The sequence below is a fragment of the Serratia sp. TSA_7 genome (assembly GCF_052692135.1).
In genome coordinates this window covers 1-13,934 of record NZ_JBQZFU010000013.1, presented here as the reverse complement: position 1 = coordinate 13,934, position 13,934 = coordinate 1, and the positions used below count along the sequence as shown (strand labels likewise).

The following is a 13,934-nucleotide window of genomic DNA, read 5'->3' as shown; positions in this document are numbered from 1 at the left end:
AATACCTTATCGTGATCAAGATTGAAGACTACCCGTTAACGCGGGTACCGCAGGATAAAAGAGTCTCCTTTTTAAGCGTGGCCATCGTGCATATGGGCATGCTGACCGCGCTGGACCAGTTTATGCTTGGGGCGGTGCTCGGCCACTCCATGACGCTGTTCGATGCGTTCATCGCCATTTTCATCGGCAGCCTGATCTTTGGCGTAGTGACCTACGGCCTTGGGCTGGCGGGCATGCGCGAAGGGATCTCCGGCAGCCTGCTGGCCCGCTGGTGCGGTTTCGGTCGCTTGGGCTCGGTGTTGATCGGGGTGGTGGTGGCCATTAGCCTGCTGGGCTGGTTTGGCATACAAAACGCCATCTTCGCCAAATCGCTGGATTTCGCCCTGGGCAATAAACTGGGCTTTGGCCTGGCCGCCGGCCTGTCCGGCACCCTGTTGACGATTCTGGTGGCGTTTGGCTTCAAGGCATTGCGCATTGCCGCCCGCATTGCGGTGCCGATGTTCATCATGCTGGTGGCCTATATTTCCATCACCGTCCTCTCCGGCCATAACCTGCAGGAGATCATCCAGTTGGTGCCGCCGGGAGAGCCGCTGACCATCAGCGCCGGCATCACCATCGTGGTCGGCGGCGCCATCGTGGCGAGCCTGATGACCCCCGATCTGACCCGCTATTCCAAAAACGGCAAGCATGTGTTTGGCGTGACCATTTTCACCATCGTCGCCGGTGAGTTCGTGGTCAATGGCCTGGCGATCCTGATCGCCAAAACGCTCGGTACGGCGGATGTGGTGACCATCATGTCTCAGGCCGCCGGCGGTGCAGGCCTGCTGGTCGTGGTGTTCTCCACCTTGAGGGTTAACGATCTCAACCTGTATTCGTCCTCGCTCGGCATCGTCAACGCCGTCGAAGGCATGACCGGCAAAAGGCTCAAGTACACCGCCACCACGCTGGTGATCGGCGTGCTGGGCACCACGCTTTCCGTGCTGGGGATCCTGGACCGCTTCGTCGATTTCCTGACGGTGCTGGGTGTGGTGTTCCCGCCGATTATCGGCATCATGCTGGTGGATTATTATCTGCTGCGCACCCACCGCAAAATTCTGGATGAGAGCCGACAGGCAGGCAAATTGCCCGACCAAACGCCAACCATTGGCTGGGCGGCGATTATCGCCAGTATTGTGGGCGGCATCGTTGGGTTGGTTACCGAGTGGGGCGTGCCAACAATCAATTCACTGTTGGTCGCCAGTCTCTTATATTGGGTAGCCAAATTGGCGCTAGGTCGCTATCAGAAGCCGGTGCCCTCACAAAAACTGACGTAATCCGGTCTGCCCGAATCATACCAACACTCCCCGCTTGCGGGGAGTGAGGAGAACCCCGAATGATCACCTGTACCCTAAGATATGTTTTAGACCCGTATAAAATCGCCGAATTTGAGCAATACGCCCGTTTATGGATCCCCCTGGTCAATCGCATGGGCGGCACGCACCACGGCTATTTTTTGCCGTCGGAAGGCGCCAATAACATTGCGCTGGCGTTATTCAGTTTTCCCAGCCTGGCCGCCTACGAGGAATACCGCATAAAAATGGCCGCGGATGCAGAATGTTGCGCTGCCTATGAGTTGGAAAAACGCAATCGCAGCATCATCAGTTATGAACGGAGCTTTATGCGTCCGGTTCTTTCTGGACAGGACTGAGCGAAGAGAAAAATAAGGCGGGGTTCGGCTTTAATGGCCTGAGGCAATAAAATAGATATCGGTCGGCTGGGCAGCCGACTGGTATCTGGAGTTAGGCTAGGTTTAAAACTGCGGTTTTAAAGCTGGAGACGAGATTGGAATTCCCTGGTGCCAGTTGCTAAAACATCCTTTATTACTCAGAGAACGGAAAACGCCTCCCCTCTGAGTTTTTTATTATAGAAGCCGTTAATGACCGTTTTTTAACTGTTTTGATCATCAAGAAACACTTCAGTATGGGCGAACATTAGCCCACCCAAACCACTCTGGTCAACATAAAAGTGGACATAAAAGTCACTTTTGTGTCCACTTTTATGAAAATTAAACATAACATATTGATTTTAATGTTATTACTTACATCTTCCATCTCGTTGATCATGACAAAAAAATCAATAACGTGAATGTGTTAATGCCAATCCATCTAATTTAAAAGAGTAATCAGGTGCTTAGCGCCGTAATGGATGCGCCCGTTATAGACAATGTCGGTACTTACGATATAGTAATGCCCGCGACAATATTGTAAGGAATGCTTATGAAGACCACCAACGCTCAGCGCAAAATCAACATCATTAAAAATATTGAATATCTGATGCGTACCCGGGGCGAAACCAAGGCATCCTTCTCTAACCGCACCGGCCTGACGCGCACTACCCTTTATAAAATTTTGGACGGCCGGGTCAACAATGTGCAACAGGCCACCGTTAACCGGATCTCAGATTTCTTTGGCGTTTCCTGCGAAGAGATCGAGGACTATGATCTGGAAAAACTGGAGCGGCTCAACGAAACACTTTCCACCGAGGGGAATAAAAACCCTTCCGCTATCCCCGTCATTCCCCAGTCCCGATATTTATCGGTGGCGGCCTGGAAGGTCGGGCAGTTGGTTACAGCCTTCCCTTTGACTTATTTCTTCGGTGACGAGTCAAATATGGTAGCAATGAAAATAGAAACCGAAATAAAAGGTTCATTTATCCCAGGCGAGGTCATTATTATAAAACGCCCGCCGGTGCTGGTTTGCGATTCGCCTTTATTGTATCACTCGGGAAAAAATGGCTTCTTTGTGGTTAACGGCAAAGAAGATGACGGCATGGAGGATACCGTGCGATTTCTGGGTTATATCGTTGGAGAAAGGCTATAAATGGAATCTAATCAAAAATTCAAACTGCTGGGTTTTACTCGTCATGGCACTCTGGCAGCCAATGTCATGGTATTAGCCACCGGTAAAACCATTACCATGGGGCTGAATGAACTGGCCGACAGCGACATCTCGGAAGATCTGAGCCGCCATGAGTTACAAGCGCTCTATCGCAAAATTTACGGCAATAATCAGCAGCAAACCGCCTATGAGCTCAGTGATCGTCATGAACGATCCTGGTATGCCTATCTGATCATTACCGTGGCGCTCAGCGTGATTTATATTTTCTCAACCCTGTGCGGCGTCAAACCGATTCAAATCCCCGCATTGAACCTGATCACGCCTCCGGCAATATTCATTTACCCCCTCACCTTTATCCTGGTGGATATTCTGAACGAGTTTTACGGACTGCGACTGGCCAGACGCACCATTATCATCTCGTTTATGGCCAACCTGATTTTTGTGCTGGGCGTCTGGGCGACCACGCTGGTGCCAAGCATTCCGCAGTGGGAATTCAGCAAGACTTATGACGGCATCGTCCACAGCATCATGGCAGTGTTGGTAGCCTCATCCGCGGCCTATTTGATCTCCGAGAACGTCAATTCCTATCTGTTGTGCAAAATCAAGGAACTGACCAACTCCCGTTACCTGTTTGTGCGGGTGATCACCAGCACCGTGGTCGCCTCGGCCATCGACAGCGTGGTGTTCTGTACCCTGGCGTTCTACAACGTCCTGGGCTGGGATATCATCAAAACCATGATCCTGTCACAGTTCCTGATCAAGGTAGTCTACGCCCTGGTCGGTGTTGGGCCGATTTACGCCGCCCGCAGCCTGTTTAACCGCTATATCAATACCGATCTTGCAAGGAGCAATAAATATGCATATCAAGAAACAAGATAAAATCACCCATCTTGGCGCCAACTCCGATTACCCGGACCAGTATGCTCCCGAGTTGCTCGAAGCCCTGCCGCGCGCACGAGGTCGGGATCTGATCGGCGTAGATGAACAGAACCTGCCGTTCCACGGCTTTGATCTGTGGACCGCCTTCGAGCTGTCCTGGCTCAATGCCAAAGGCAAGCCGGTGGTCGGCATTGGCGAATTCACCTTGCCCTATTCCTCAACCCACCTGATCGAGTCCAAATCATTCAAGCTGTATCTCAACAGCTTTAACCAGACCCGCTTCGACAGCGTGGAACAGGTCAGCGCCGCGATGCAAAAAGATCTGTCGCAGGCCGCCAACGGTCAAGTCGGGGTGAAGCTGTATCCGGGGTTAGAGGGTTATTCATCGCAGATCGACCGCCTGCCGGGCATCAATATTGACGACCTGGATATTGCCGTGGATGACTTCGACTTCAAACCGGAATATCTGCACGGTGCTGCCAGCGAACAGGCGGAAATCGTGGCGGAGACGTTGTCCTCCAATCTGCTGAAATCCAACTGTCTGGTCACCAACCAGCCGGATTGGGGTAGCGTGGTGATCCATTATCAAGGCCGGAAAATCGATCGTGAGTGCCTGCTGCGCTACCTGATCTCCTTCCGCCAGCATAATGAGTTCCACGAGCAGTGCGTCGAACGCATTTTCAACGACATCAAGCAACACTGCCGGCCGGAAAAACTCAGCGTATTCGCTCGCTACACCCGTCGTGGCGGTCTGGACATCAACCCGTTCCGCAGTGATTTCGAAACGGCACCAACCCTGGGCCGGTTGATCAGACAATAAACGCCAGCCCTGTAATGCCCTCACCCGGGGGCATTATTTCCTCCATTCATCTCCTTGTTATTTTTGGCCATTACCGTCGTTAACAACTATCTTCAAACCACACCGCTAAAGGGAGTTAACGACGCATGCCCCACTTTTCACGCAGACAGTTACTGCAGGCTGCCGCCATCGGATCGGCATTTTCACTGTTACCCGCCTCGATTCGCAAAGCGCTGGCCATACCGGCCAATAACCGCACCGGCACGATAAAGGATGTCGAGCATGTGGTGATCCTGATGCAGGAAAACCGCGCCTTCGACCACTACTTCGGCACCCTGCCCGGCGTGCGCGGCTTTAGCGATCGCATCACCATTCCTCTGCCGGAAGGCCGCCACGTCTGGCAACAGCAGGGCGCCGAGCGGCTGGTGTTGCCTTACCATCTGGACAGCAAGCGCGGCAACGCCCAGCGCGTCGAGGGCACGCCGCATTCCTGGGTGGATGAGCAATCGGCCTGGGACAGCGGCCGCATGAGTGCCTGGCCCGCTTATAAAACGCCGACCTCGATGGGCTATTACCGCCGTCACGAGCTGCCGTTCCAGTTTGCCCTGGCGGAAACCTTTACCCTGTGCGACGCCTATCATTGCTCAATCCACGCGGGCACCAACACCAACCGCATGTTCCACTGGACCGGCACCAACGGCCCGTCGGCGGCCAACGTCGCCGTGGTGGTTAACGAGTGGGACAGTCCCGGCCCGGTCGGCGTCGGCTACGACTGGAAAACCTATCCGGAACGGCTGGAGGAGAGTGGCGTCAGCTGGAAGGTTTACCAATTCCTGCCGGATAACTTCACCGATAACCCGCTGGCGGGCTTTCGCCAGTACCGCGCCGCCAGCGTTAAAGTGGGCAACCCGGCGCAACCGCCGAAAGACTTCACCGCCTTTGTGCCCTACCGCGACGAGTTGAACGACAGCGCGCCGTTGTACAAAGGCAACGGCAATACCCTGCCGGCCGCCGACGGCAACGATCTGGAAGCGATGCTGGCCGGTTTTCGCGCCGACGTGCAGCAAGGCAAACTGCCGCAGGTAAGCTGGATAATCGCCCCGGCGGCCTACTCGGAGCACCCCGGGCCTTCCAGCCCGGTGCAAGGTGGCTGGTTTACCCAGGAGATCCTGAATGCGCTGACCGACAACCCCGAGGTATGGAGCAAAACCGTGTTGCTGGTGAATTACGACGAAAACGACGGTTTCTTCGATCACATGCCTTCCCCTTCGGCACCTTCGCTGCGGGAAGACGGCAGCTTCGCCGGCAAATCTACGGTGCCTTTCGAAACCGAGATATTCCAGCATGTCGCCCCGCCCGGCTCGCAGGAGCAACCGCCGCCGGATGGCCGCATCTATGGCCCCGGGCCACGCGTGCCGATGCTGATCCTGTCGCCCTGGAGCCGCGGCGGCTGGGTCAATTCTCAGGTATTCGACCACACCTCGGTACTGCAATTTCTGGAAAAACGTTTTCAGGTGCATGAACCTAACATCAGCGCCTGGCGCCGCGCGGTATGCGGCGATCTCACCTCGGCATTCAACTTTGTCGATCCCAACGGGGAAACCTTGCCCAAGCTGCCGACCACCACCCGCCACGGCGCCGACCGCCTGCGCATGCACCAGGAACAGCTGCCGCAGGTGCCGTTGCCGCCGCCTGGCAGCCAGCAGTTACCGCATCAGCAGCGGCTGGCGCGCCCTTCCCGGGCGCTGCCTTACCAGTTGCATGTCGAAGCCAGCGCCTATCCCGAACAAAAACGGCTGACGCTCAATCTGTTGAATACCGGTGAGCAGGGCGCGGTGTTTCACGTTTACGACCAGCGGGATCTGGACCAGATCCCGCGTCGTTACACCGTCGAGGCCGGCAAGGCGGTCAGCGATGACTGGCAAACGGCGGACGAGTACCACCTCTGGCTACTAGGGCCTAACGGCTTCCACCGTGAGCTGCGAGGCACCTTGCAACGGCCGCAGCCGGAAGTGCGTTTGGTTCCACATGACGGCAGCCTGGAACTGGCGCTCAATAACCCCGGCGACCAGGCAGTAACCGTCACTATCGCCCGCTGCCCTTATACGCAAAACGGCCCGTGGCGCATTGAACTGCCGCCGGGCGAAAACCATCGGCAGACCTTCGATACCCTGTCCAGCGGCGGCTGGTACGATCTGGTGCTAGAGAGTGCACTCGGCTGGCAGCGGCGGCTGGCAGGCCGCCTGGAAACCGGCCGGGATAGCGTCAGCGATCCGCTGATGGGCAAAGCCTGAGATATTTGTGGCGGGCGGTTTATCGAAAAATAGGGGTAACGGTTGTCGGCCTCCTGCAATGGGGAGGCCGACAGCGTTCAACTCATCAGAAACGATAACCAACGCCGATATTGAAGCCGTTGATCGAGAAGTTCCTGCCGTTGACATCCAATCTGGAGCCTTCGTAGCCGACATCAAACGCCAGATTCTCCATCGGGTTTACCTGGAAACCGACGCCGTACATAAAGGACGTTTTCTTCTGGCTGCCTCTCTCTTCGCCCATATACTCGTAAGTGTTGTAGGCGTAGTTATTCCAGGATGACGTGTAATCGACCTTATTATAATTCAAACCCAAAAGACCATAGACGCTGATATATTGGTTAATACGGTACGCCGGGCCAACCGACAAGGAGTAATACTTGACTTCCGCATGGTTATCGATCCTGTCGCGATATATATAGTAAGATTCGCTCTTATCGCCGCTCATATAAGTAAAGGAGCTGATCACGCTGATCGGTGAATCCCACTCGTAACGGTATTTGAGGTTAACGCCGTTGATATTTTTGAAATTCTGCACCTTGCTTTGCGCATAACCGGCAGTGAGGGTGCTTTGCCCGGCATGGGCCGCAGCGCTGAGGCCCAGAGTGGAAATAACCATGCTGGCGATAACTAACTTCTTCATCGAATCATCCTTAATAGTAAGTAGAACAAACGTAGTGCTAACTCATGTGTGCCCATGAGTTATTGATGGTATGAATATTTTATTGGACTTTATAAACCCAACAGCTAATAGACAAGAACAAATAATAACTGACTTGATATAAAAATAAATCAGTCGAACTCGTAAGTTGCGAACCATCACGCATTAATAGTAATTTCTGCCGCCCAGTAACCCGGTCTTGTAATGGCACTCTTTATCTTCTTTCCCCCAAAATCTTGTCGCATGGTTACCCGCGGTTAAATCAATAATGCTTACATACGCATTGACTGGGTAAATATCATAGTCGTGACCGACCTCAGGAATGAAGCTGGAGGAGCGGGTGGCGATAGTTTGATTGTATTGCGATCTAAACGTCTCTTCTTTATAGGTGATGCTGACATGTTGATTCGCTTTGATTTTATACTCTATCGCATCCATGCCCTGCATTTCAGGCGACGGCGGCAGCATACCCGGCAATTTTTTATTGTAGGTAGACTTTATACCGATAACGTTAACCCCGGCGGTTAACGTCCTGGCGTCGACAAGTTTGTAACACTCTCCTGATTTTTCATAAACCTCCAGCGTTAACGGCGGCAGGTAGTTTTTCACTCTGATCCTGGCGGAATCTGTACCCGCATAATCTTCCATAGATTTTGTTAAGCTCACTGAACAGCCAGAGACAGCGCCGACAGAGAGGGTAACAGTCAGTATTTTTATCAATCGTTTTACAAGCATGATTAATCTCAATATTTAAACTAAAAATTCATTTTAAGTTGGGCTGAATAAAATCACCATTCAAAACACGGCATTCAGCCCGACTAAGAATTAAAAAAACCAACACAACACCTTAATCATTATACCTTTTTGTCTTTACACGACCGATACCAATCTAAAAGCTTAAATAAAATAGCCGCCAACGATATTGCACTTCCGCCGACAAAGCCGAAAAACACAGCTCTTAAGACCTGATCAAAAGGAAATTTAAACTCCCCACTAGTGAAAAATGACACAGTTGAAATAACCGCACCAATTAATAGCAAGAAGGCAATGCAAAATACCCAACTATAGATAAATAGCTTGATGTATTTAATAAGCGATCCCATCATTTTTTACTCCCCTTTTCATCAACAGGCTTTGAAACATCCTTTATAAAGCCGCTAGTAAACTCGAACGACATACCGCCGATGAAATCATACACATACCCTGGAACCTTATCGTCCCCAAGGATCTTAGTAACGCCTACAGGCGCATACTTACCAAATCCACCCCCGACAAGAGCACCGCCTGCTGCAGCACCAACCGACACAGGATCAGCTCCATCAGTAAAGAGAGTGCCTCCCATTGCAATACCGATATTTGCTGGGATACCTCTTCCTGGAGCCAAACCTCCCGTTACTGCCGCCGCTGTAGTGCCCCAATAATCATAAGTTTTGTTTTCATTTCCCGGTTGATTCATGTCGTACCATTGATATGCTGCATTCGCTCCGCCGCTCAATATAGAGCTGACAGCTACCTTACCTATGGATGCCGCAGGTCCCAGATAAATAGCCCCTGCTATCAGCACACCATCTTTATAGCCATTAACAATCACTTTGGCGATATTCGCACCTTCAGGTAAATCTCCTCTCGCATACTTATTCAACGCAGAACTGATTTCTGCCGAGCTTTTACCCTCTTTCACCATTTGTTCTGCCAAAGTAGAGGCTCCCTGACCGTAGCTCATCATCCCTGGCGGCAAGCTAAACTGGTCATTGTTCTCGGAGGTATTCTTACCCGATTGCCCGCCAGCTACCGCCCCCGCCGTATCACCGCTCGCCAGACCGCCGGCCAAACCACCTGCAAGCGTAGCCAATGCAGAAACCGTCTGGCGCTGCTCTTCACTCATTTTGCTGAAGTCGCTGGTGCCGAACATGGCCTCGGCAATCGCTTTGGTACCCAATGCCGCAGTCGCAGCCCCCGCAGCTCCTGCCGCCGCCGACTTGCCTTGCAACTCGGCCAACGCGCCAGCCACCACCGCATGCGCGATGACACGGCTTTCCTCATTCGGTGCCAGAAGGTGTATTTGTTCCGCCAGATACGGTGCCGCCCCACCGGCAATCGCCGCTTTCAGGTCGCCACCGGCCAGCCCTTGCACCGCAGCGACCGCCGCCTGCATCCCCTGCTGCACCTTACCGCCCGTACCATAACCCGATTCGCTAAACGCCTGGTTATACGCCGTCTGGTAAATCTGCGCGTTGATATCGTCGTCGGTGATGACCGTACCCGGTTTCTCTTTCGCCAGTTTAGCCGCTGCGGCCTGGCGATCGGCGTCCGTGACGTTATTCATCTTCTCTTTCGCGGCTTTGGTCGCGGCGATCGAACCCTCGGTCCGCGCTATGTCCATCGCCTGATTGCCGATCTCGCCGATCAGCTGCGCCTGTTGCAGCCGTTTCTGCTCTTTCTCCTTGTCGAAGATCGGGCTTAACGTCTGGTTGGCGTGCTCGACGTCGCGGCTCAGATCGCTGACGTTCTGCGTCTGTTTGTCCTGATCGCGAATGACGAGGGGGCCGTCGCTCACCACCGCTGGTCTGACAGAATTTCATTTCAGCAGACCATGCATCTATCTGCTTACTGCTCAGATAGTTATTCTCGACAACCGCAAGAAGGTGGCCCTGTGGCCGAAGGATTTTCCGGGCCAGCTGAACGATATCGGCGATGCGCCGGTGTTCAAGCGCCGTGACGGATGGAGCTGGTAACGGCTGATAAAAGGATCCCGGCTCGGTAGCCGGGATTATTTCAAGTCCATAGCTCTCCACCATCAGGTGTTAGCCAAACGACCCCAACAGGTGCCTTAACTAAAAACCACATTCCATATTCATCTAAATCATCATCCTCATCTTCATATGGGTAAGCAGGCCAGGCCTCTTGCAACATTTTTATTTGTTGCTCAACAGGAGCAGTCAAAAACACGCCATTCGTAGCTAATTTAATTTTTTATCATTCAATAAGTTACCCAAAATAACAAAAAATATTTTTTTCCTGAAAGAGTAGTTATCAGGCAACTCAGAACATTCAACACTGATATGTTGCCATATAGCCCCCAAAGACAATCCATAAGAACTTTCGGCAACAGATGTATATATCTCATTGATATTTTTAATCATTTAAATTTAATCTCCACCCTTCTTCCACCATTTATAGATGGAGTCATTAAATCTATGGTCCATTTAGCACCAGTTTGTTGTGCTGACGTTGAAAAGTCTCTCAATGCCAAAGTGCTACCAGCAGAAGGTCCTTCTGTGACTTTTATCGAATACACCGTACCTTTACCAGGAACCACCTTAGCTGATGGCATATTCTCTGACCCCGAAAGTTGCTTAAAGTAAGTCATAACATCAGCGTCAGTAGCTCCTTTAAATACAGGAGCACCTAAACTTAACTGTGGACCACTACCGTTACCGACGATGCTATCTGGGAAGCACTGTGTGACAAATCTGCCTGGAGCAGATTTGAACGCTGCTTGCAGCGGCCCCGACAGGGGCGAGGCTCATGGATGAGCCGAGTATACCCAGCCAGCACCGCACGGATCTGGGGGCGGACTGGGTGCGGCAGAACGGTGAGCTGGTTATTGGTGGCGACTGGCTGATCGATGCTGGGATCACTGAGGCTGAACAACTGGAGATCGCTACCGCCCCCGGAGTGATCCGGTTGCGGCGGCGGGAGGTTGGGGGATTTAGGGCTTAGAAGCAACAACCCCAGCCAAGGCTGGGGTTACTTTCAGTCTTAGTAGCTTAGATCTGACAGTCACCACCATTTAGGATAATTATTAAACGCTGCATATATTGCAGATTTTGCCTCGTCCGTTAATTTTTCTCTGCCTTTTGATACTGTGACATTCCCATCCAGATCTTCTTTGGCGCATGACCATTCAAGCCAGCCTAAAACTGGATTTAAAATCAATTCAAAGCCCCCATTCATATCTTTAAGATGAGCAATATCCTCATTCCGTATATTATCGATAAACTCATCAAAGCATTGACATTCAAGCCATAGCTGGGAAGTTACGCTCAAGCTATAATTAAATTTATTCACTTGAATCGCCAAATTAAACTTCAATGATGGAATATGTTCATCAAGTTCTATTACGTCCAATGTGATATTGATAGGGCTTGTAATTTCTATATCCACTTAATCCCCCCCCAAATAACGAGCATGAATGACTGTAAGCAGTTCAGTCAGATCTCTCATAGCTCCCCCATCAGGATCGAACCAATCTAACTTTCCTGAAAAAAATCAACATAGTAAAACTCATATTTGCAACCATCACCTTCAGGGAACAGCTCAGTTCTAGCTATGATCTTCTTCGCATCTTCCGACCTTGCATTTATCAGGAGTTGACCAGTTTTCTGATAGTTCTCTTGCTTATTACTCGCAATCCGTCTCCTGATTATATCTTGGATCCAACACAACTAATGGTTCAGCCTCTTCCTCCCAGACTTTCTTCTCTCGTAATTGCCATTCCGTCGGTGCATCCCAAGAGGAAATACACTGACGAATCTCTCTAATTACCATATTAAACTCATGGTCATCTAGCTCGACGAAATGGATTTGGTCAAGCGGAAGCATTTCCATTATTTTCTCATGGAGTTTGGGATGTTTTTTTTCCAATGCATCATCAATAAGTAACTCTAATGCATCCGAAGCGCCACGATTCAATGTCACATGTAAACTTTTATCCGTAGTGTAACCGAAGAAAACTGTAGACCCCATAATACTTACCTCATAATAATAATTTTTGATTGCTGCGACTCAGGTAGTTTTTTTACAAAGTCTAAGAACACTTTTTGATTACCCGGTGTCAGCACACTAAAGTCCACAGGAACAATATCTGCCTTACCTAAATGGTCAAGAATTTGTTGTTGCCCTGCTGGAATTTTCCCCTCAATTGGAGAAATGGTCATATTTTTCTCATAGAACTTATTTAGGCCATCAATTTCTTTCTGCGAAAGGTTTTTCGTCGTATACATCAAATCAACAGTTTTTCCAGCCTGTGGTCCGCTGGTAATAACAAAATCAGCACTTTTCTGCCCGGCTACTGAATCAGGTAAGCGCTCCATTGAGCCTAAAACCGTCTCCATTCTCGCTGCGGCTGCTGCCTCTGCAGGATTAAGTTTACCATTACCCATTGTATCGACCGTATTGAGGCGCTTTTGCCCTTCAATTGGAGTGGCATTGATATTAATCTCATAAATACCATCACTATTTTTTAGCAATGATGCATCTTTCAACACTATCTTATCAACTTTCCCAATAACCTTAGCAGCAACCTTCTCCGTGATTACCACCCCACCTTTCACTAGCCCGGCACCGCCAGCAGCTAAAGATGCAATATCAGTAAGCAGTTTACCGCCTTCGATACCCGAGTTAAACGAGCCACTCGCACCTGCTTTTTGATACTCAGCTTCCATCTTGTCGATGCGCTCAATATACGATTGTTTTACCGCATCAGACACATTACCGAGCACATCTCCACTGTTGAAAAGCTGTTTCAAAGCATCATAGGTTTCTACTGGGCTCAAGCCCATTTGCACGATACCTTCAACCGTGTCATATAGCCCTGCTGGCACCCCTGCAACCATCCCCGCCGCAAAGCTACCATCTTGGCCCGCATCTATCGCAGTCCATTTAGCCTGAGTACCCGCTTTACAGACCAGCGTGCCACACTCTGCCAACTCTTTATCTTTTTGAATTTTTTGGGCATCACTCAGATAATTGTTCTCAACCGCGTTCTTGCCGCTTTGCGCCCCCGCTACCGCATCCCCGGTGCCATCACCCACCAGCCCGCCTGCCAGTCCTGCCGCCAGCGTCCCCAGCGCGCTAAGCGTCTGTTTTTGGTCTTCCGTCAGGTTTTCAGGTTTCACATCCGGGTAAAGCTCACCCGCAATGTAGCGCGCCATCAGTTCTCCGCTGGCCGCACCGGCGGCTCCCGCCAGGGCGCTGTTACCGCTGGCTTTGGCCGCTACCGCACCCCACACCGCATGCGCCATCGCGTTCGCAGCAACGTTGGTACTGCCATCCGCGTTGGTCGTCATCGCCTTGATGACCCCAGCCGCATAAGGGCTCAGCCCCCCGGCCATCGCCTGCGCAAGATTGTTGCCCGCCAGCCCCTGAATCGCCGCCGTGGCCGCCTGCATGCCCTGCTGGACGCTGCTGCCGGTGCCCCACTGCTTCTGCGCCGCTTTGTAGCTGTCTGTCGCGTGCAGCTTCTCGTTGTAGGCTTTCCACTGCTCTTTCGTGGCATCCTTACCCGGCTCTTTGATCCCGTTTTTCTCAAGCTCTGCCTTGCCTGCATTGATGGAGCGGATATCCCCCTCGGTCCGCGCTATGTCCATCGCCTGATTGCCGATCTCGCCGATCAGCTGCGCCTG

Annotated in this window: 15 protein-coding genes and 1 pseudogene; 7 read left to right on the top strand and 9 right to left on the bottom strand. The window is 51.6% G+C overall.

Annotated elements, in window-relative coordinates; genetic code table 11:
- The first annotated feature begins 11 nt into the window (after positions 1–11).
- The 6 genes from ACUTQW_RS23945 (at position 12) to ACUTQW_RS23920 (ending at position 6,848) form a co-directional block, all read left to right on the top strand.
- A complete protein-coding gene (locus ACUTQW_RS23945; RefSeq protein WP_004948173.1) occupies positions 12–1,313 on the top strand; it encodes a cytosine permease in 1,302 nt (433 codons plus the stop codon).
- Positions 1,314–1,372: 59 nt separating this feature from the next.
- Positions 1,373–1,687 carry an NIPSNAP family protein gene (locus ACUTQW_RS23940; RefSeq protein WP_004948175.1) on the top strand — a complete coding sequence of 105 codons (315 nt, stop codon included), beginning with the start codon at positions 1,373–1,375 and terminating at the stop codon, positions 1,685–1,687.
- 568 nt (positions 1,688–2,255) lie between these two features.
- Positions 2,256–2,858 (top strand): helix-turn-helix domain-containing protein, encoded by a 603-nt coding sequence (locus ACUTQW_RS23935; RefSeq protein ID WP_006328104.1) that lies wholly within the window; start codon positions 2,256–2,258, stop codon positions 2,856–2,858.
- Entirely contained in the window at positions 2,859–3,755 is an 897-nt protein-coding gene (locus tag ACUTQW_RS23930; RefSeq protein ID WP_006328105.1) for a queuosine precursor transporter, read from the top strand.
- Positions 3,733–4,575 (top strand): NADPH-dependent 7-cyano-7-deazaguanine reductase QueF, encoded by an 843-nt coding sequence (gene queF / locus ACUTQW_RS23925; protein WP_006328106.1) that lies wholly within the window; start codon positions 3,733–3,735, stop codon positions 4,573–4,575. Before ACUTQW_RS23930 ends, queF begins: the two co-directional genes overlap by 23 nt.
- 125 nt (positions 4,576–4,700) lie before the next feature.
- The gene (locus ACUTQW_RS23920) at positions 4,701–6,848 is read left to right on the top strand and encodes a phosphocholine-specific phospholipase C (protein WP_020439816.1); all 2,148 of its coding nucleotides are present in this window, start codon (positions 4,701–4,703) and stop codon (positions 6,846–6,848) included.
- Between the two features lie 85 nt (positions 6,849–6,933).
- Here the strand turns inward: ACUTQW_RS23920 and ACUTQW_RS23915 are convergent, their stop codons facing one another.
- The 6 genes from ACUTQW_RS23915 to ACUTQW_RS23890 form a co-directional block, all read right to left on the bottom strand.
- A complete protein-coding gene (locus ACUTQW_RS23915; protein WP_004948194.1) occupies positions 6,934–7,509 on the bottom strand; it encodes an Ail/Lom family outer membrane beta-barrel protein in 576 nt (191 codons plus the stop codon).
- Positions 7,510–7,692: 183 nt separating this feature from the next.
- Positions 7,693–8,262, bottom strand: coding sequence for a hypothetical protein (locus ACUTQW_RS23910; protein WP_020439817.1), 570 nt, complete (start codon positions 8,260–8,262; stop codon positions 7,693–7,695).
- A 119-nt stretch (positions 8,263–8,381) separates the two neighbouring features.
- Positions 8,382–8,633 carry a hypothetical protein gene (locus tag ACUTQW_RS23905; protein WP_020439818.1) on the bottom strand — a complete coding sequence of 84 codons (252 nt, stop codon included), beginning with the start codon at positions 8,631–8,633 and terminating at the stop codon, positions 8,382–8,384.
- Positions 8,630–10,084 carry a VENN motif pre-toxin domain-containing protein gene (locus ACUTQW_RS23900; protein ID WP_006328110.1) on the bottom strand — a complete coding sequence of 485 codons (1,455 nt, stop codon included), beginning with the start codon at positions 10,082–10,084 and terminating at the stop codon, positions 8,630–8,632. Before ACUTQW_RS23900 ends, ACUTQW_RS23905 begins: the two co-directional genes overlap by 4 nt.
- Before the next feature lie 218 nt (positions 10,085–10,302).
- Positions 10,303–10,470, bottom strand: a complete 168-nt coding sequence (locus ACUTQW_RS23895; protein WP_232808085.1) for a DUF596 domain-containing protein — start codon at positions 10,468–10,470, stop codon at positions 10,303–10,305.
- Between the two features lie 17 nt (positions 10,471–10,487).
- The gene (locus ACUTQW_RS23890; RefSeq protein ID WP_232808086.1) at positions 10,488–10,670 is read right to left on the bottom strand and encodes a hypothetical protein; all 183 of its coding nucleotides are present in this window, start codon (positions 10,668–10,670) and stop codon (positions 10,488–10,490) included.
- Positions 10,671–10,945: 275 nt separating this feature from the next.
- On the opposite strand from ACUTQW_RS23890, the pseudogene ACUTQW_RS23885 reads away from it, so the two are divergent.
- Positions 10,946–11,250, top strand: a pseudogene (locus tag ACUTQW_RS23885) (hypothetical protein).
- Between the two features lie 60 nt (positions 11,251–11,310).
- Here ACUTQW_RS23885 and ACUTQW_RS23880 read toward each other — a convergent pair.
- From ACUTQW_RS23880 to ACUTQW_RS23870, 3 genes are all read right to left on the bottom strand, one after another.
- Positions 11,311–11,694, bottom strand: coding sequence for a hypothetical protein (locus ACUTQW_RS23880; protein ID WP_144080251.1), 384 nt, complete (start codon positions 11,692–11,694; stop codon positions 11,311–11,313).
- Between the two features lie 237 nt (positions 11,695–11,931).
- Positions 11,932–12,276: a hypothetical protein gene (locus tag ACUTQW_RS23875; RefSeq protein WP_020439820.1), complete on the bottom strand. Its 345-nt coding sequence runs from the start codon at positions 12,274–12,276 to the stop codon at positions 11,932–11,934.
- A gap of 5 nt (positions 12,277–12,281) precedes the next feature.
- A partial coding sequence (locus ACUTQW_RS23870) for a VENN motif pre-toxin domain-containing protein (RefSeq protein WP_445654992.1) occupies positions 12,282–13,934 on the bottom strand: 1,653 nt, incomplete at its 5' end.

Excerpts from the sequence above, each read along its gene's own strand:
- ACUTQW_RS23940 (WP_004948175.1), top strand. The coding sequence starts at position 1,373 with ATGATCACCTGTACCCTAAGATATGTTTTAGACCCGTATAAAATCGCC.
- ACUTQW_RS23935 (WP_006328104.1), top strand. The coding sequence starts at position 2,256 with ATGAAGACCACCAACGCTCAGCGCAAAATCAACATCATTAAAAATATT.
- ACUTQW_RS23930 (WP_006328105.1), top strand. The coding sequence starts at position 2,859 with ATGGAATCTAATCAAAAATTCAAACTGCTGGGTTTTACTCGTCATGGC.
- queF (WP_006328106.1), top strand. The coding sequence starts at position 3,733 with ATGCATATCAAGAAACAAGATAAAATCACCCATCTTGGCGCCAACTCC.
- ACUTQW_RS23920 (WP_020439816.1), top strand. The coding sequence starts at position 4,701 with ATGCCCCACTTTTCACGCAGACAGTTACTGCAGGCTGCCGCCATCGGA.
- ACUTQW_RS23915 (WP_004948194.1), bottom strand. The coding sequence starts at position 7,509 with ATGAAGAAGTTAGTTATCGCCAGCATGGTTATTTCCACTCTGGGCCTC.
- ACUTQW_RS23910 (WP_020439817.1), bottom strand. The coding sequence starts at position 8,262 with ATGCTTGTAAAACGATTGATAAAAATACTGACTGTTACCCTCTCTGTC.
- ACUTQW_RS23905 (WP_020439818.1), bottom strand. The coding sequence starts at position 8,633 with ATGATGGGATCGCTTATTAAATACATCAAGCTATTTATCTATAGTTGG.
- ACUTQW_RS23890 (WP_232808086.1), bottom strand. The coding sequence starts at position 10,670 with ATGATTAAAAATATCAATGAGATATATACATCTGTTGCCGAAAGTTCT.
- ACUTQW_RS23875 (WP_020439820.1), bottom strand. The coding sequence starts at position 12,276 with ATGGGGTCTACAGTTTTCTTCGGTTACACTACGGATAAAAGTTTACAT.